General features: G+C 69.3%; 15 protein-coding genes. 6 read left to right on the forward strand and 9 right to left on the reverse strand.

The window, feature by feature from the left end; all coding sequences use genetic code 11:
• Positions 1-9: 9 nt before the first annotated feature.
• Genes ABD235_RS22220 through ABD235_RS22230 form a run of 3 tightly spaced genes read right to left on the reverse strand, consistent with a single transcriptional unit; the run spans position 10 to position 6,118 of the window.
• On the reverse strand, positions 10-4,503 hold the full coding sequence (locus ABD235_RS22220; RefSeq protein WP_344177027.1) for an FtsK/SpoIIIE domain-containing protein: 4,494 nt from the start codon (positions 4,501-4,503) through the stop codon (positions 10-12).
• A complete protein-coding gene (locus ABD235_RS22225) occupies positions 4,494-5,576 on the reverse strand; it encodes a hypothetical protein (protein ID WP_344177029.1) in 1,083 nt (360 codons plus the stop codon). Before ABD235_RS22225 ends, ABD235_RS22220 begins: the two co-directional genes overlap by 10 nt.
• Positions 5,573-6,118 (reverse strand): sigma-70 family RNA polymerase sigma factor, encoded by a 546-nt coding sequence (locus tag ABD235_RS22230; RefSeq protein WP_344177031.1) that lies wholly within the window; start codon positions 6,116-6,118, stop codon positions 5,573-5,575. Before ABD235_RS22230 ends, ABD235_RS22225 begins: the two co-directional genes overlap by 4 nt.
• Positions 6,119-6,352: 234 nt before the next feature.
• Between ABD235_RS22230 and ABD235_RS22235 the strand changes: the two genes are divergently transcribed.
• A complete protein-coding gene (locus ABD235_RS22235; RefSeq protein ID WP_344177033.1) occupies positions 6,353-7,327 on the forward strand; it encodes a ricin-type beta-trefoil lectin domain protein in 975 nt (324 codons plus the stop codon).
• 22 nt (positions 7,328-7,349) lie between these two features.
• Here the strand turns inward: ABD235_RS22235 and ABD235_RS22240 are convergent, their stop codons facing one another.
• Together ABD235_RS22240 and ABD235_RS22245 are read right to left on the reverse strand one after the other, a co-directional pair.
• On the reverse strand, positions 7,350-8,264 hold the full coding sequence (locus ABD235_RS22240; RefSeq protein WP_344177035.1) for a 1,4-dihydroxy-2-naphthoyl-CoA synthase: 915 nt from the start codon (positions 8,262-8,264) through the stop codon (positions 7,350-7,352).
• A gap of 63 nt (positions 8,265-8,327) precedes the next feature.
• Complete coding sequence (locus ABD235_RS22245) at positions 8,328-9,341, reverse strand: LacI family DNA-binding transcriptional regulator (protein ID WP_344177037.1); 1,014 nt, start codon at positions 9,339-9,341, stop codon at positions 8,328-8,330.
• 145 nt (positions 9,342-9,486) lie between these two features.
• Here ABD235_RS22245 and ABD235_RS22250 point away from each other — a divergent pair, with 145 nt between their 5' ends.
• Positions 9,487-11,448, forward strand: a complete 1,962-nt coding sequence (locus ABD235_RS22250; RefSeq protein WP_344177039.1) for a Xaa-Pro dipeptidyl-peptidase — start codon at positions 9,487-9,489, stop codon at positions 11,446-11,448.
• 791 nt (positions 11,449-12,239) lie between these two features.
• Here ABD235_RS22250 and ABD235_RS22255 read toward each other — a convergent pair.
• Genes ABD235_RS22255 through ABD235_RS22265 form a run of 3 tightly spaced genes read right to left on the reverse strand, consistent with a single transcriptional unit; the run spans position 12,240 to position 13,796 of the window.
• Positions 12,240-13,097 carry a helix-turn-helix domain-containing protein gene (locus tag ABD235_RS22255; RefSeq protein WP_344177041.1) on the reverse strand — a complete coding sequence of 286 codons (858 nt, stop codon included), beginning with the start codon at positions 13,095-13,097 and terminating at the stop codon, positions 12,240-12,242.
• Positions 13,078-13,596, reverse strand: a complete 519-nt coding sequence (locus ABD235_RS22260) for a DUF6879 family protein (RefSeq protein ID WP_344177043.1) — start codon at positions 13,594-13,596, stop codon at positions 13,078-13,080. The genes ABD235_RS22255 and ABD235_RS22260 overlap by 20 nt, the downstream gene beginning before the upstream one ends.
• 5 nt (positions 13,597-13,601) lie before the next feature.
• On the reverse strand, positions 13,602-13,796 hold the full coding sequence (locus tag ABD235_RS22265) for a hypothetical protein (protein WP_344177045.1): 195 nt from the start codon (positions 13,794-13,796) through the stop codon (positions 13,602-13,604).
• Between the two features lie 146 nt (positions 13,797-13,942).
• Between ABD235_RS22265 and ABD235_RS22270 the strand changes: the two genes are divergently transcribed.
• The 3 genes from ABD235_RS22270 to ABD235_RS22280 all read left to right on the forward strand — a co-directional run bounded on the left by ABD235_RS22270 (position 13,943) and on the right by ABD235_RS22280 (position 15,063).
• The gene (locus tag ABD235_RS22270; protein WP_344177047.1) at positions 13,943-14,281 is read left to right on the forward strand and encodes a hypothetical protein; all 339 of its coding nucleotides are present in this window, start codon (positions 13,943-13,945) and stop codon (positions 14,279-14,281) included.
• A complete protein-coding gene (locus ABD235_RS22275; protein WP_344177049.1) occupies positions 14,278-14,640 on the forward strand; it encodes a MerR family transcriptional regulator in 363 nt (120 codons plus the stop codon). The genes ABD235_RS22270 and ABD235_RS22275 overlap by 4 nt, the downstream gene beginning before the upstream one ends.
• Positions 14,641-14,727: 87 nt before the next feature.
• The gene (locus tag ABD235_RS22280; RefSeq protein WP_344177051.1) at positions 14,728-15,063 is read left to right on the forward strand and encodes a YnfA family protein; all 336 of its coding nucleotides are present in this window, start codon (positions 14,728-14,730) and stop codon (positions 15,061-15,063) included.
• Positions 15,064-15,065: 2 nt separating this feature from the next.
• Here ABD235_RS22280 and ABD235_RS22285 read toward each other — a convergent pair whose 3' ends face one another.
• Positions 15,066-15,821 carry an SAM-dependent methyltransferase gene (locus ABD235_RS22285; RefSeq protein ID WP_344177054.1) on the reverse strand — a complete coding sequence of 252 codons (756 nt, stop codon included), beginning with the start codon at positions 15,819-15,821 and terminating at the stop codon, positions 15,066-15,068.
• Positions 15,822-15,934: 113 nt separating this feature from the next.
• On the opposite strand from ABD235_RS22285, the gene ABD235_RS22290 reads away from it, so the two are divergent.
• Positions 15,935-16,504: a dihydrofolate reductase family protein gene (locus tag ABD235_RS22290; protein ID WP_344177058.1), complete on the forward strand. Its 570-nt coding sequence runs from the start codon at positions 15,935-15,937 to the stop codon at positions 16,502-16,504.
• Positions 16,505-16,557 lie beyond the last annotated feature (53 nt).

Here is a 16,557-nt window from a genome sequence, read left to right on the forward strand (position 1 = left end):
CGCTGTCGGTCAGATCCGCAGTGTTGTCAGCGGCAACTGAACGGCGATCGGGGTGGACCCGGGACCGGTGGTCCAGGCCCGGCCGAGCTTGGGCGCCGCCCGCGTGATCGTGTGGTTCAGCCGTACGCCGATCAGGTCGCCGTCGCCGAACGAGTGCGGCTCGGTCACGACGCCGCGGCGTGCCCGGCGGGCCGCCGTCGGCCACCCACCCATGCCGGACTGGAAGCCGTCGGTGGAGGCACCGAAGACCAGGCCGACGCCGTGGTCCCGGCCGGAGACGATGATCTCCTTGAGGACCTTGTCCGCCGCGGCCGACATGATCAGGTCGGCGTCGTCGATCATCACGACCTTCGGGCCGGCGATCTGGTCGAGGGTCGACCGCAACTGATCCTCGCTGGGATCGCCGCTGTTCATCAGGACGACCTGCGGGTGACTGGTAAGCGTCCGCAGCTGACTCTCCCGCGGCGTGATCAGCACCAGCGACGTACCACCGGCCAGCAGCGAAACGGCCAGGCAGGACAGCGTGTTGGTGCGCCCCGATCCAGGAGGCCCGAGTACGGCGAACGACGACGCCGAGCCGGCCAGGTCGACGCCGAGCGGACCGGCGTCGTCGCCGCCGAGGCCGATCAGGCCCCACAACGGCCGCCGGTTCTCCGCGGGCACCCGCTCGTACGCCGTGGTGAACTCCACCGACGCGGGCAGCTCGGCGACCGGGAACGGACGGCGTACGGCGGGAACCTTCGCGTCCCGCTTCCGCGCCTCGACCGCGATCTCCCGGATCGCCTCGACCTGCTCGGCGCCACCGCCCTCGGCCAGCACCGCGATCTGCGTCTCGCTGCCGGTCAGCACGTGCCAGCCGCGGCCCGGGTTCACGTTGGCCGGCACCTTGGTCAGCCGGAGGCCGGCCGCCTGGTAGTCGGTCCGTTCGGCCTGGCGCAGCAGCAGCTTGTGGTCGTTGTGGGACGCCAACCGACCGCCCAGGAGAGAACGCTCCGAGGTCACCACGACGTGGACGCCGACGCCCGCACCCTCGCGCAGCAGCCGGATCACGTCCTGCAGCATCTGGCCCTGGTCGTGGTCGTCCAGTGTCGCCGACAGCGCGTCCCAGCCGTCGATCAGCACCAGGATGTGCGCGGGCCGTTCCGCCTTCGGCAGGACCTTGCGCAGCTCGGTCAGCCCGGTCGCGTTGTGCTTGCCCGCCAGCTCCTGGCGCTGGGTGATCTCCAGGTTCAACCGGCGAAGGACCCGGGCCATCCGCTCCATGTCGTGCCGGGACGCGACGGCGCCGCAGTGCGGCAGCGCCTCGAGCACCGCGAGACCGCCACCGGCCGCGTCGATGCCGTAGATGTGCAGGTCGGCGACGCTGAGGTTCTTCGCCGCGGATCCGGCCAGCGTCCGGAGCATTTGGGTCCGGCCCGTGCGCGGCGCGCCGATCACGTACAGGTGACCGAAGGTCTCGAAGTCGACGCCGGCCACCCGCTGCTGCTGCAGCGCGGGCAGGTCCTCCAGCGCGTACGGCGCGAACATCTTCAGGTGGCTCGTGTCCGGCAGCTCCGACAGCAGCATCTGCTCCTTCAGCGCCGGCCGCCACGGCTGCGGCTGCGGCGTGAAGTCGTCCAGCTGCTCGGCCGCCTGGCGAATCGCCTCGACCAGCGCCATCAGGTCGGTGACCGCGAGCTTGGCCGGGGTCTCGTCCTGTACGACGGGCGCGTCGTCCTGGGCCACCGCCTTGCCGAGCGACTCCCAGTCGAGATCGGTGACGTGCACGTTCGCCGCCTCGACCGGACCCTGCTCGATCAGGTCGTCGCCGGCGTCGCGCTCGGCGCCGACCCACGCGGTCTGGAACAGGTCGGCCAGCCGCGGCCCGCGCCGGATCACGGCCCGGCCCGGGATCGCCGGGTTGATCGAGGCCGCCTCGTTGACGTCGACGATGTCCTGGCTCTCGGCCTGGTCTGTGACGCGCAGCGCGATCCGCAGGTTGGTGTTGGCCCGGATGTCACCGGTGACGACACCGCCGGGCCGCTGGGTGGCCAGGATCAGGTGAATGCCGAGCGACCGGCCCCGCTGGGCGATCCCGATCAGACCGGGGACGAACTCGGGGATCTCGCGCACCATCGCGGCGAACTCGTCGATGATCAGCACCAGGCGCGGGAGGCGGCCGAGCTCCGGGTTCACCAGCCGTTTGGCCTGGTAGTCGGGCAGGTCCTTGGCGTCCGCCGCGGCCAGGATTCGCTCGCGTCGGCGCAGCTCGGCCTCGAGCGACTCCAGCACCCGTTCGACCAGATGGGAGTCGAGGTCGGTGACCATGCCGAGCGTGTGCGGCAGCCCGGCGCACTCCTTGAAGGCGCTGCCGCCCTTGTAGTCGACCAGGACGAAGGTCAGCTCGTCCGGCCGGTTCACGGCCGCGAGCGACGCGACCATCGTCTGCAGCAGCTCCGACTTGCCCGAACCAGTGGTTCCCGCGATCAGTCCATGGGGGCCATCGGCAACGAGATCCACCGTGAAGCGACCGTCGAAGTCGGCACCGAGCACGAACGACGTACTGCCCGGACGGCGCTGCCAGCGACTCAGCAGCGTCTCCGCCGTCGGCGGCTCCAGCTCCAGCTCGTCGAGCAGCTTGACCCGCTTCGGCAGACCGGCGTCGTGGTCAGGGCTCACGTCGCGGACCGGCGCCAGCGCCCGGGCGATCTGCTCGCACCACTGCGCCGACACCAGGTCGATGCGGACGTTCTTCAGGTCCGGCAGACCAGGGCGCTTCACGGTCAGGCTCTGCAGCCCGGTCGCCAGTACGGCGCCGCACTCCTCCGGCAGCAGCCGCTCGTCGCGGTCCAGGCAGATGCTGTAGACCCCGACGGCCGGGCCGTCGGTCAGGACCTGGATGAACCCCGGTACGTCGCGCAGCCGGCGGGCGCCGTCGGCAATCACGACGACCTCGGGATCGTTCAGTTGCGCGTTCCGCCCGGACGCCTCGATCCGGCGCTGCCGGCCCTGGACCTGTGAGATCAGCTCGGTCACCCGGGCCGCGGTGGTCGCGTCGTCGTTCGCGATCAGGACCGCCGCCGGCGCTCCTTCGGGCCGCAGGTGCGGCAGCCAGCGAACCCAGTTCCAGTCCTCGGCCCGGTCGGGCTCGGCCAGGACGACGATCCGCAGCATCCGCGGCGAGTGCATCACCGCGGCCTGGACGACCATCCAGCGGCTGAGCGCGCGGGACTCCGCGTCGCGCCCGGCGATGCCGACGACGCCGTGCCCGCGCAGCGGTACGGCGACCGGCGCGTCCGGGATGGTCCACCGGATCGTCCGGTGGTTCTCCTCGCGACTCTGATCGTCGAGCTCCTTCAGCGACGGCTGGTCCGCCGTACCGAGCCTGAGCAGCAGGTAGTCGGGATCGGACCGGCGGCGCTCCCACAGCCGGCTGCCCGGCATCGTGGCGAGCTGCGCGATCCGGACCGGGTCCGGCGCGGTGACGTTGCGGATCACCCGCTCCCGGGCGACCGCGACGCTGATCTCCTCCTCCAGCGCCGCCTTCCGCGCGTTGTACCGGCGGATCGCCTCGAGGTGCTCGGCCCGGTTGGTCTTCCGGCCGTTGAAGTAGTTCATCCCCATCATCATCGGGCTGAGCATCGTGAAGATCAGGAAGTAGTACGAGTTGAGCAACCAGACCATCACCATGCCGAGCACCACCGGCGCCATCACGACCGGCCAGGGGAACGGCCGCTTGGCCGGCGGAGTCGGTGCCGTGGGCAACCGGAGCTTCTCGTCGTCCAGGTGCGGCGCGATCCGCGGCGGCCGGTTGTAGTCGAGACCGAAGCCGTCGTCGGAGAACCGGACCGCGGCGACCGGCTCCAGCGCGCCGCTGCGGCGCAGCAGCACCGAGCCGACCGAGAGGTCCTCCTCCGGCTGCCACTCGTTGATCTGGCCGACCGGGCTCTCGCCCGGGTCGATCGCCGGCGACGACTCGTCCGCGGTCGGGTTCTCGAGGTCCTTGACCCGGATCGCGCTGGTCGCGGCATCGTCGTCGGGCGGGCCGATCCGCCGGCTCATCACCTTGCCGTTCATCGGCTCGGTCTGATGCCAGTACGTCTCACCGCCCGGTCCGACCGTGACCCACAGGCCGCGTGGCGGAACGCCGGAACCATTCAGCTGGATGGTGCAGAGCGGGTCGGAACCGATCTCGTGACTGCCGGGCCCGATCCGCCAGATCCGGCCCGCCTCCGGGCCGGAGACCGCGTGCAGCTCGACGGTGACCGGCGCGGGCCCGGCCGGCCGCTGCAACAGGTTCGGCATCTCGGCCGGTGCGCCGATCCCGAGCACGCCACCGTCGCGGACGCCGGAGCCGGCTAGCGGCGCGGCGGGGTTGAGCTTCCTGGAGCCGACGAACAACGTCTGGCCGGGCTGACCGAGGCCTTCGGCCAACGCGCCGACGGAGAGCCCCTTCGGGAGCTTCACCACGCGGTCGGTCCGTCGTTTGCCCTGCTGTTCGACCGTGGTGAGGTTCAGCTCCACGATGTCGCCTTCCCGGTCGGTCCGTCGTTCGTCCCGGCCCCGGCGGGATGCAGCACCGAGACACCGGCGACCCCGACCGGCAGGTCCAGGTCGTCCAGGTCGTCGGCGGTGGTCGCCGGGCGGGCCGGTCCACGGGTCTCGAAGTCGTGCGGCGGCATCCGGCGTACGGAACGGGCGACGGCCTTGGCCAACGGCAACGGATCGATCTCCAGCCAGGGCGCGCCGCCGTGCAGCTTGAGGCCGTGCTCCTCGGTCGCCTCGACCAACCGGGAGCTGCCGCGCGCTACTCCGAGGCTGATCAGGCGTACTCCGGACGGCACCGGCTGGTCCAGCCGTTCGGCGCCGACGACGAACCAGGCGCCGATCCGCCGGATGGCTTCGACGAGGCGCATCCCGTCGTGCCGGTCATGGATGCCCGCGGCAACTTCCACCGCGCCGGCCGGCAGCCGGACGTCGAGCTGGGCCGCCAGCGCCTGGACCACCGCCTGGGCGGTGCGCTGCACGCCGTACACGGAAAGGGACGAAGGGCCGGCCAGCAGGTCGATCAGGATCGCGCTCCGGCCGTCGCTGCCGGTGCCGAGGCAGATCAGCAGCGGGGTCTGCGGCGGCGCGTAGCCGGAGGGCGGCGAGTAGTCGGCGAGCTCGGCCCGCTCGATCCACCACAGCCGGGGGTCGTGCTCGTCCTTCTCCCAGGGCTCGGGCAGCAGCCGTTCAGCCGCGGGACCTGCGACCAGTACGCCGATCCGCCGCTTGGTCAGCGCCAGCGCGTACGGCGCCATCGCCGCATCGATCGCTGCCGCGTGGAGCATCGCCTGCTCGGCTTCGGACCACGCGTTCTGGCTCCGCAGTACGCCGGTCAGGAACCGCACGCGACGGCGGTACCGCACCCGGTCCGCGACCGGGTCGTAGAACGCGTGGAACGTGCGGCTGCTCTCCCGCTTGATCCAGCGACCGAGCCGCTTCCAGCCGCCCAGTTTGCGGACCAGCAGATTGAGCAGGACGAGGAACAGCAGCGCCAGGCCGATGTACCCGAGCACCTGGTGAGTGTTGCTGCCGCCTCCCATCGAACTCATGCAGCGGCCTCGCCCCACCCGCGACGCAGCAGGTCGGCGCGCAACGCACGGACCGCTGTGTGCGTCCGCGACTTCACGGTGCCGAGCGGAACGTCGAGAGCCATGGCGACATCCTCGCCGGGCTGCCCGCCCAGATGAACCCGGATCACCACCTCGCGGTGGGCGGGTGACAAACGCCTCAGGGCGTCCACCAGGACGTGCCGCTCGGCGACCTGCTCGGCCGGGTCGGGCGCGTTGATGGTCGTCTCGAAATCGGCCTGGCACAGCCCGCTCGGGACCGCGCGCCGCTCGCGGCGGTGCAGGTCGACCACCAGGTTGCGGGCCACCCGGAACAGCCACATCCGGATCGGCCGGCTCTCCCAGTCCAGCGACTCCGCCTGCTGCCAGGCCCGCAGCAACGTCTCCTGGACCACGTCCTCGACAGCGAACGCGTCCCAGCCGACCAGGCTCTTCACGTAGCGGCGCAGACTGTCGCGCTCGGCCAGGCAGAGCTCGATCGCCTGCATCCGGCCAGGGCTGATCTCGTTGATGACGGACCTCACAGGTTGGGGCGGCACACGTGACAGAGACCCGAAAATTCGGGCTTCAATTTAACTCTTGAAGACAAGGCGCGCAATCGCTTCCGGTGAACGATGAGTAACGACTGGCGCTCATCTGGTGACGAACCGGTGATCTCGCGGAGATGTTTGACTCCGGCCACGGAGCCGGGTGATCCTCGGGGAGGCCGCCCCTGCCGGCGGCGGCCGGCTGATCGCCCTAGAAGCCATGGAGCTCACGTGCCGCCCTCCCGATTCACCCGCGTCCGCCGGTCAGACGGGCCTGGATCGACCCGCTTCGCCGGGACGTTCGCCCGCCGGCCGCTGACGCCGCGGGTGACCTCCCTGCCCGATCGCCGGGCCTGGATGACGACGGCGTTCGTCGCCACCTTCGTGGCCGGGGCCGCGGTCGCGGTACCCCTGCTGACGCACCTTGGCGGAAACTCGCCACAGGACACGATCGTGGCCGTCGACGCGCCGCTGACGTCCCGCGCGACGACCACGCCGAGCGCCGTACCGACCGCGACGGCCACCACGACCGTGACCGGCAAGCCGCGGGTCTCGGTGGCGACCGCGACCGTGACGGTGACCGCGCCGGGCGGCCAGGTCACCGTGCTCAAGCCGGGCGCGACCGTGACGTTGCCGGGGGCCACCACCACCGTGACGGCGCCGGGCGGCCAAGTGACCGTGGTGAAACCGGGGACGACGGTGACGTTGCCCAAGGCCACGACGACGGTCACGACGAAGGTGACCGAGCAGGGTCAGCAGCAGACCGGCGGCGACGCGGTCAAGCAGGACTCGAACCAGCTGCGCGCGATGAAGAGCACCCCGGCACCCCTGCGCAGCGACGGCGCCAAGCGCTGCATCGACGTCAAGGACGGCCGGGCCGGCGCGGGTACCGACGGCACCCCGCTGCAGGTCTGGGACTGCCACAACGGCCCGGCCCAGGCCTGGACGTTCAACTCCGACGGCACCGTCCGCGCACTGGGCCAGTGCATGGACCTGGCCTGGGGTTCGATCGCGGAGAACACCGCGGTCCAGCTGGTCGCCTGCAACGGCAGCGCCGCCCAGCAGTTCCGCGTCACCCAGAAGGGCCAGCTGATCAACCCGGCCGCCGAGGGCAAGTGCGTCACGGTCGATGCCACCGGCAACGGCAGCCGGCTGTTCCTGCGCGGCTGCACCGGCGACGGCAACCAGCAGTGGGTCCAGTCCTGAGAGTTCTTGTTTTCAAGGGCTCCTAGAACGCGTACGGGAACGACGACCAGTCGGCGGGACGCTTCTCCAGGAACGAGTCGCGGCCCTCGGCGGCCTCGTCGGTGCCGTAGGCCAGACGAGTCGCCTCGCCGGCGAACAGCTGCTGCCCGACCAGGCCGTCGTCGATCGCGTTGAACGCGTACTTCAGCATCCGCTGGGCGGTCGGCGACTTCGCGCAGACCTTCCGGCCCCAGTCCAGCGCCACCTGCTCCAGCTCGGCGTGCGGGACGACCTTGTTCACCATGCCCATCCGGTACGCGTCCTCGGCGGAGTACTCCTCACCCAGGAAGAAGATCTCCCGGGCGAACTTCTGCCCGACCTGCCTGGCCAGGTAGGCCGACCCGAACCCGCCGTCGAACGACGCCACGTCCGCGTCGGTCTGCTTGAACCGCGCGTGCTCGGCCGACGCGAGCGTCAGATCGGCGACCACGTGCAGGCTGTGCCCGCCACCGGCGGCCCAGCCCGGTACGACGCAGATGACGACCTTCGGCATGAACCGGATCAGCCGCTGCACCTCGAGGATGTGCAGCCGGCCCGCCCGGGCCGGGTCGATCGAGTCGGCCGTCGTCCCCTCGGCGTACTTGTAGCCGTCCTTGCCACGGATCCGCTGGTCGCCACCGGAGCAGAACGCCCAGCCGCCGTCCTTGGCCGACGGCCCGTTGCCGGTCAGCAGCACGCAGCCGACGTCGCTCGACATCCGCGCGTGGTCGAGCACGCGGTACAGCTCGTCGACCGTCTGCGGGCGGAACGCGTTGCGCACCTCGGGGCGGTTGAAGGCGATCCGCACCACGCCGGCGTCGACCGCGCGGTGGTAGGTGAGGTCGGTCAGGTCGAAGCCGTCGACCGCCTTCCAGGCCGACGGGTCGAAGATCTCGCTGACGTGCGCTGGGTCGGTCACCCGACCGAGCATATTTCAGGGCCTGGTGGGGCCGGTGCTTGGTGGTGCAACTGCTCGGTGGTGCTACTGCCTGGTGGTGCTCTCGCGCAGGACGACCTCGGGGGCGTAGGTCTCGGTCCGCGGGTCGCCGCCCTCGATCGCGAGCTCCAGCGCCCTTCGTCCCATCTGCTCCAGCGGCAGCCGTACGGTCGTCAGCCCCGGCCACACGTCCCGCAGCGTCGCGATGTCGTCGAACCCGGCGACGCCGAGCTGCCCCGGGACGTCGACCCCGCCCGCCCGCAGCGCCGACATCGCGCCGACCGCCATCACGTCGTTCACCGCGAACAAGCAGTCCACGTCGAGCTTGCGGTCCAGCAGCTCGACCGCCGCCGCGTGGCCGCCGTCCCGGGTGAAGTCGCCAGGCAGCACCACCACCGGCTCCAGCCCGGCCTCGGCCAGCCCCGCCACGAACCCGTCCTTGCGGTCCCGCGCCGTCGCCAGCTGCTCCGGCCCGGCCAGTACGCCGAACTTCCGCCACCCCTGCCCGACCAGCTCACGCGCCAGCTGCGCCGCGCCCGCGCGGTTGTCCGGCTCGATCGTGTGCGCCGGCATCCCCGACTGGCTCACCAGCGCCAGCCCGGCACCCGATCCGAGGAACGCCTCGATCTCGTTCGCCGTACGGGCCAGCTGGTCGGCGTCCGTCCGCCGGGAACCGATCATCACCGCGGCCCGGGCACGCTGGGCCCGCAGCGACGACAAGTAAGCAATCTCGCGCTCGGCGTCGCGGAACGTGCTGGCCATCATCACCAGCAGGTTGCGCTCGTCGGCGGCGCGCATCACGCCGTTCGCGATGGCCGCGAAGTACGGGTCCTCGATGTCGTGCACCAGGATGCCGACCACGTTCGTGGACGACTTGGCCAGCGCCTGGGCCTGCGCGTTCGGCGTGTAGCCGAGCTCAGCGGCCGCCTCCCGGACCCGTTCCTGCAGCTCCGGGCGTGGCACCCGGTCGCCGCCGTTCAGCACGCGTGAGGCGGTCGCCACGGACACACCTGCCCGCTGCGCGACGTCCAGCAATGTCACCGGTGCTCGCAGATTCACTGGCCACCCACCTTCCTTTGGCTCCCCCCGGGTGGCGGTCACCCTATCGGACCAGTGGTGTCGATCACCCTGCGTGGCCGGGAAGTGGCCGGGAAAGTCGTCAGAGCCTGGCTTCTGAGCGTGGGAATGACTAGCCTTCCGAGCCATGACGACCGTCCGCGCCAGGGTGACCGTCCTGGCCTCGTCCACCGTGCTCTGCCTGACCACCCTCGTCGGCACCGCCACGGCTGCTCCAGCCCCCGACGGAGCGCCTTCTCCGGGCCCCGCGGCGTCCGCGCCCGCGCTCGAGGCAAGCCTGGCCGGTGGGGTACCGGCGCACGTGGACGCCCGGACGAAGAGCACGAAGCCGGTCTACGACTACGCCGGCGCGATCCGCGAGTCGGTCTACGTCGACACCCGGATGGACACCGACTCCGACGGCGTCGACGACAAGATCGCGGTCGACATCGTCCGGCCCCGGGAGACCGACGCCAACGGCGTACGGATTCCCGTGATCATGGACGCCTCGCCGTACTACTCCTGCTGCGGCCGCGGCAACGAGAGCGAGAAGAAGACCTACGACGCGAACGGCGTCATCCAGAAGATGCCGCTGTACTACGACAACTACTTCGTCCCGCGCGGGTACGCGGTGGTCGGCGTCGACATCGTCGGCACCAACCGCTCCACCGGCTGCGGCGACGTCGGCGGCGAGGACGAGGTCGACTCGGTCGTCGCGGTGATCGACTGGCTGAACGGGCGCAACACGGCGTCCCTGGCCAACGGCTCGCCGGTGCGCGCCACGTGGACGACCGGCGCGGTCGGAATGATCGGCAAGTCGTACGACGGCACGCTGGCCAACGCGGTCGCCGCCACCGGCGTACGGGGTCTGAAGACGATCGTGCCGATCTCGGCCATCTCCTCCTGGTACGACTACTCCCGCTCCGGCGGGGTCCCGTACTCGATCGACTACATGCCCTGGCTCGGCGGCTACGTCGGCCACGACACGCCCGCCTGCGACGCCGTACGGGCCGACCTCGGCGAGTCCGACGACGACGAGACCGGCGACTACACCCGCTTCTGGGCCGAGCGCGACTACGTGAAGGACGCCCGCAACGTCAAGGCGTCCGTCTTCGTGACGCACGGGCTGAGCGACTACAACGTCCAGACCAACCACTTCGCGCAGTGGTGGGACGCGCTGGCCAAGAACCACGTCCCGCGCAAGATCTGGCTCGGCCTCGAAGACCACGTCGATCCGTTCGAGTTCCGTCGGGACGCCTGGGTGGACGAACTGCACTCGTGGTTCGACTACTGGCTGCAGGGCTTGCAGAACGGCGTCATGCGCTCCGCGCAGGCCTCTGTGGAGGTCGCGCCCGACGTGTGGCGCAACTACCCGACCTGGCCGGCTGTTACCTCTACCGTCCCGGTTCCTCTGGCCGCCGGCAAACTAGGTGCCTACGGCAAGGGAACCGTTACCCTCACGGACGACCCCTCGCTGACCGAGGACACCATCGTCGCGACGCCGTCCGAGGTGATCGCCGGCCGCCAGATGTTCCTCTCCGCCCCGCTCCCCGCGACCATCCGGGTCAGCGGCACGCCCACCGTCACGCTGCGGATCAAGTCCGACTCGGTCACCACGCCCGTCACCGCCCGCCTGATCGAGTACGGCGAGGCTTCGCGCTACGCCGGCGTCCGTCGTACCGGGGAGTCGACCTGCGAAGGCGCCAGCACCGAGTACGACGACAGCTGCTACTACACCGTCGAAAAGCTCACCGCAGCCAGCGACCACGGCATCGTCAGCCGAGGCTGGATCGACGCCGCCCACAGCTCATCCCTCGCCCACCCCAAGCCCCTGATCCCCGGCAAGTGGACAACGGTGACGGTGCCTCTGCGAGCCCAGGACGAGATCATCCCCAAGGGCCGAACCTTGGGCCTCGCCGTGACCCTCTCCGACACCGAGTGGACCACGCCGAACGACACCGGCGCGACGGTCGACATCGACCTCGCCCACAGCAAGCTCAACCTCCCGGTGACCGCCGGCAAGGTCCCGGCTCCTTCCAAGATCGAGCCCCTGGACGTGGACATCACCACGCCCACCCAACGCCCCGACCTGCACGATCCTCTCGGCTAGCACTGCCTCTCCCACGCGGCCGGCTCCGGTCGCTCCTTCGTCGCGACCTACGCAGTCCGCTCCCACCCACCCTGGGCGCGGGCTTGCGCCCTGAAGTGCGGGCTTATCGCCCTTCATTGACTGCAGGTGGGCGCGCGCTGTCGTGGATCCGGTGCGCTTGGGCGATCCGCCGTTGCCTGCCGACCGGCTCGCCATCCACCCGGCCTCCCCACGCGGCCGGCTCCGACCCACCCTGGGTGCGGGCTTATCGCCCTCAAGTGACTGCGGGTCGCACGCTGCCGTGGCCCGGTTCGTGAGGCGAATCGCCCCTCGGAGGCCAACCCGCTTACTCCCCCACCTCGCCGTCCGAAGCCCACCCTTGGCGGTATTCGACGCACTGATGCCACGCTGCCCCGCCTCTTCGAGACCACGTCCCCTAGGGAGGCGTATCAGGAGGTGAACGGTCGACCCGTCAACGATGGGGTTCAGCCGGGGTCGCTGGGTGGAAGGCAGGGCGGGCGCGGATACAGGGGTCAGCACGCCGGCCCCGCCGATCGGGGGTTAGTCCTCCAGCCACTCGGCGCCGGTGGCGTCGCGGTGGTAGCCGGGGTGGCGGCCGTTGATGCAAGTTCGGCCGGTCATGGGGTTCTTTCCGTCGCACAGGTCGGCGGGACGTAACGCGGGCCATTCGGCTCGGTCGCGATCGTTGTTGGGGCGTCCACCCCGTTCGGCGCCCGTCTGCCCCGTAGTACCTGCTGATGTCATGCGAAGACGCTATGAAGCAAGCGGGAGCCGGGGGTAGGTAGTTGCGTTTAGTTTCCGCTGGTCAGTTCGTTTTGCACGTTGATGATGATTGCTCGGGCGTCGCGGCCGTAGACCGCTGACTGTCGCAGCATGTCGAACATGCGGGCGTAGAGGGCGATCTCCTGTGGCTGGGAGACCTCGATGCTGGCGGTGGTGGTTTCGAGCGTGACGAGCTTGTCGTCGAACATCCAGAAACCGGCTGAGCCGACGGCTTGGCGCTCGATCATCATCGGCACGATGCCGAGGGCGATGTTCGGCAGTGTCATCACGGTCAGCAGGCGGTCGAGTTGGCCGGCCATTGTTTCCGCTGTGCCGAACCAGGTTCGCAGAGCGTTCTCCTCCAGGACGACGGTGAAGCGTCTTCTGCTCTCGTAGATGATCTGCTGGCGCTCCAGCCTGGCGGCGATGGCGTCATCGATGTCGTTGTCGGCGTCGAGGAACCGCATCCAGAAGTTCAGCATCGCGCGGATGTAGTCCGCGGTCTGGAACAGGCCGGGGATCACGTTGTGCTCGTAGATCCTGAACTGCTCGGCGCGGTCGTAGGCGTCCTGGAAGGCGAGCATCAGGTGTTTCACACCGGATCGGCTGCGTCGACGGAACTCGACGTACATGGATTCGATCGCGCGTGCCTGCGCGATCAGGTCGGCTGCCTGGTCCTCGACGCCGCAGACCTCGCACCACGTACGGATGTCCCGGTCGGTCGGCGGTTGGACGCCGTGTTCCAGCTTGCTGACGCGCGTGAAATGCCAACCGGTCGCGGCGGCGAGCTCACGACCGGTCAGACCAGCATCTTTGCGCAGGTTCCGGAGGCGAAGTCCGAGGGCTTCTTGGACCTTCCGAGCCGCGCTATTCGGGCTTGTACTCACTGTACGGCGTCGCCAGAGGCCAGACTTGATCGAAGGCCTTGCGACACATCTCCACTGTGGCTGGGTTCGTGGTGGTCGTCAGGGCGTTGTTCAGGCCCTCTCCGGAGTAGTGCAAGAAGACCACTCGTTCGTCGTCGAACACGTAGTAGTCGTTGCCGGGAAAGCAGAGTTCCGAGACTTGACGCCGCGGGATGAAACGGACGTCCTCGCCGGCCTCGACGATCGGGTGACCGATGGCGAGAGTCCATCGCTGGTAGGTGCTGAGTGGTTCGGAGACGATGCGGGCCCGTTTCACTGTTCGGCCTGCCGCGACGTGGCCGCGGAGCGTGGTGCACCAGTCTTGGAGCCATTCGAGGTCGTCCGGCTCACCGGCCGCCCACTGCGCCATGTGCGGCAATTCGACCTCGGTGCCGTAGGCATCGCGGGTCTCCAGATGGATCGAGCTGCGCTTGAACGTCTTCAGCAGCTCCTGGAACTCGTCGTCGGTGATCTCGTCCACGAGTCCTACTGGAAGAACTGGATCATGCGATCCGGGATCTCGACGGCGGTCTCGCCGTTCGGGAGGTCGAGCGTCGCCAGGGCGTCGGGGTCGTCGACGACCCATCCCTGAACGACCCAGCTTCCGCGATCGGTCTTGTAGAGGGTCGGTGAGTTGGTCGGCTGGGAGTCCGGGTCGCCCGCGACGAGAGTCAGCTTCATGGTGTGCCCCTGCTTCCGTGGTTGCGTGACCTTGCCCTGCCGAGTCTGGGGTTACTCATTGTTGCCTGTCACCGATGTTGCCAGAAGTTGCGAGACCAGATTCCCGACTTGCATCTGGTACTTAGGTACAGGTTTACCGTCGGAGTATGACGACAGAATCTCCTGAAACCGACTGGGTGCCGCAGGCTTGCACGCTTCCTACGGCTGAGCGGCCGCTGCGGGTTGCTGAGTTTGATGCGTTGTTTGTTGAGGGGCTGCTTGGGGTGGAGCGGGAGGGGCCTGCCGAGTTGAGGCTGACGTTTGATGCGTCGGTTGAGGCGACGGCTCGGGAGTTGGTTGCCCGGGAGAGTGGGTGCTGTTCGTTCTTTGGGTCTGGGTTCGACGCGGGCGGCGAGGGGGAGTTGGTGTTGCGGGTGAGTGTGCCGGCGGGGCAGGTTGACGTGCTGGAGGGGCTGGCGGCTCGGGCGGAGGGGGTCTTGGCGTGAGTGGGGACTGGTTGCGGACTGGGGAGATTGCTGAGGCTGCGGGGGTCAATCAGCAGACTCTGCGGTACTACGAGCGGCGCGGGTTGTTGCGGGAGCCGGAGCGTAGTCCGGGTGGGCACCGGTTGTACCCGCCGGAGGCGGTGACTGTGTTGCGGGTGATCAAGGCGGCGCAGCGGCTTGGGTTTTCGTTGGGGGAGATTGCTGAGCTGCTGGAGGCTGGGCGGCATCGGCACGGGGCGAAAGGCGATGCGGGGCTGCAGGGGCGGGCTCGGGAGAAGTTGGTGGAGGTTGAGTCGAAGATCGCTGATCTGGAGGTGATCGCGGGGAGTTTTGCGGAGGGCGCTCGAGGTGGGGTGTGAGGACCTGGTCGAGTGTGCGGGTACGGCGGGGTGTCCGTTGCCGTTCTCTGACCTGGGGGACGGGCGGCGTTCGGTACCTTCGCAGCTATGACGGTAGCGAAATCCATCGCGTTGTTCGTGCTGGCTGCTGTTGCTGAGATCGGTGGTGCGTGGCTGATCTGGCAGGGGTGGCGGGAGCATCGCGGGGTGCTGTGGATCGCTGGTGGAATTGTTGCCCTGGGCGCCTATGGGTTCGTGGCGACGTTTCAGCCGGATCCGAACTTCGGGCGGATTCTGGCGGCGTACGGCGGGATCTTTGTGGCCGGCTCGCTGGCGTGGGGGATGGTCGTCGACGGCTTTCGGCCGGACCGGTGGGATGTCATCGGCGCGTTGGTGTGCCTAGCCGGGGTTGCGGTGATCATGTACGCGCCGCGGAGTACGTGAGGTCAGCGGAGGTGCGCGACGGCTCGGGTGAGGCCGAGGGTTCGGCCTCCGTCGGCGTGGAGCATGCGGGCTTCCTCCCGGCCTGGCTGACCGCCGTCGAGGTCGCAGGCTTCGTTCCATTGCAGCCAGTCGTGCCAGCCGTGCGGGAGTTGGTCGGCCACGTCGACGGCAACCAGGCCGGTTTTCTCCCAGTGGTGACGCCACCAACCAGGACTGTGCCAGGCGCAGAAGTCCCATTTCCAGTACGGCGCGAGGTGCGTCGGCGGAAGCGTTTCGGGCTCTGAGGCAGAACCGGGGAGGGAGATGCCCAGCCGGCCGCCGGGCTTCAGGAAGCGGGTGAGGTAGCCGAGGTAGAGGTCGTCGGTGCCGAAGTAGTGGTAGGCGCCGATGCTGACGACGGCGTCGAAGAAGTTCTCGGCGTACGGCAGCGCGTGGGCCTCGGCGTGGATCGGGTGCACCTGGCCGACGAGCTGCGCCTCGGTGATGCGGCGGAGGTTCTCGTCGGGCTGGATCCACAGGTCGGTCGCCCACACCTCCACGCCGTACTCCTTGGCCAGGAAGATCGAGCTCAGCGCGGTACCGCACCCGAGGTCGAGGATGCGCGATCCCGGCTGAAGCGGCATGGACTCGATCAGGGCCTCGGCCTGCCAGAGCGGGTTCGGGCCCATCGAGGCGTCGACCATCCAGCGGGCCGAGTACCTGGCGGATCGCGGGTACCGGTCGTTCCTCAGCAGGTCGGCGAGCTCGGCATCATCCATTGGATCGAAGTGTGGAGAAGCACCCGCGCCCGGGCAAACGATTATCGGGTGTCGGATCGGGCGTGCGGCGTTCGTAGAAGGGGTGAACGAACAACTAGACCGAGGAGAACATCATGACTGTCAGCTACACCTACGACATCTTTTCCAGCCTCGACGGCTTCGGGTCGAGCACGGGCGACTGGGGCGGCTACTGGGGCAAGCAGGGGCCGGAGTTTCTTGCCCGGCGAGCCGAGCAGTACGGCGAACCGCAGCGGATGGTCTTCGGCGCCGCGACGTACCGGCTGAACGCTGCGATCCTCGCCGAAGAGCCGGACGGGATGGACCCGTGGATCACCCGGATGAAGAACCTGCCGGCGACGGTCGTGTCGAACACGCTCACCGAGCCGCTCGACTGGCCGGACGCCACGCTGGAGCGCGGGGACGCGGTCGAGGTCGTTGCCCGGCTGAAGGAGGAGTCCGACGTGCCGTTGCGCTCGCACGGGAGCGTGTCGCTGAACCGGGCGCTGATGGCGGCGGGACTGGTCGACCGGGTCCAGCTGACGATCTTCCCGGCACTCACCGGCCGGACCGGCGTGGTCCCGATCCTCCAGGGCGCGGCCGACTTCGATCTCGAACTGCTCGAGAGCCGGACGCTCGACGGCAGCATCCAGGAGCTCGTCTACCGCCCGACCCTGCACCCCTGAGCACCCGGGTCGTCTCAGCGGGAGATCCGGTGCGGGTACGGACCGGAGGCGGG

The organism is Kribbella lupini (assembly GCF_039529595.1).
GTDB classification, from domain to species: Bacteria; Actinomycetota; Actinomycetes; order Propionibacteriales; family Kribbellaceae; genus Kribbella; species Kribbella lupini.

What these genes read in the sequence shown, in the direction of transcription:
- ABD235_RS22280 (WP_344177051.1), top strand. Translation starts at nt 14,728, where the DNA reads ATGACGGTAGCGAAATCCATCGCGTTGTTCGTGCTGGCTGCTGTTGCT.
- ABD235_RS22290 (WP_344177058.1), top strand. Translation starts at nt 15,935, where the DNA reads ATGACTGTCAGCTACACCTACGACATCTTTTCCAGCCTCGACGGCTTC.
- ABD235_RS22285 (WP_344177054.1), bottom strand. Translation starts at nt 15,821, where the DNA reads ATGGATGATGCCGAGCTCGCCGACCTGCTGAGGAACGACCGGTACCCG.
- ABD235_RS22270 (WP_344177047.1), top strand. Translation starts at nt 13,943, where the DNA reads ATGACGACAGAATCTCCTGAAACCGACTGGGTGCCGCAGGCTTGCACG.
- ABD235_RS22225 (WP_344177029.1), bottom strand. Translation starts at nt 5,576, where the DNA reads ATGAGTTCGATGGGAGGCGGCAGCAACACTCACCAGGTGCTCGGGTAC.
- ABD235_RS22265 (WP_344177045.1), bottom strand. Translation starts at nt 13,796, where the DNA reads ATGAAGCTGACTCTCGTCGCGGGCGACCCGGACTCCCAGCCGACCAAC.
- ABD235_RS22250 (WP_344177039.1), top strand. Translation starts at nt 9,487, where the DNA reads ATGACGACCGTCCGCGCCAGGGTGACCGTCCTGGCCTCGTCCACCGTG.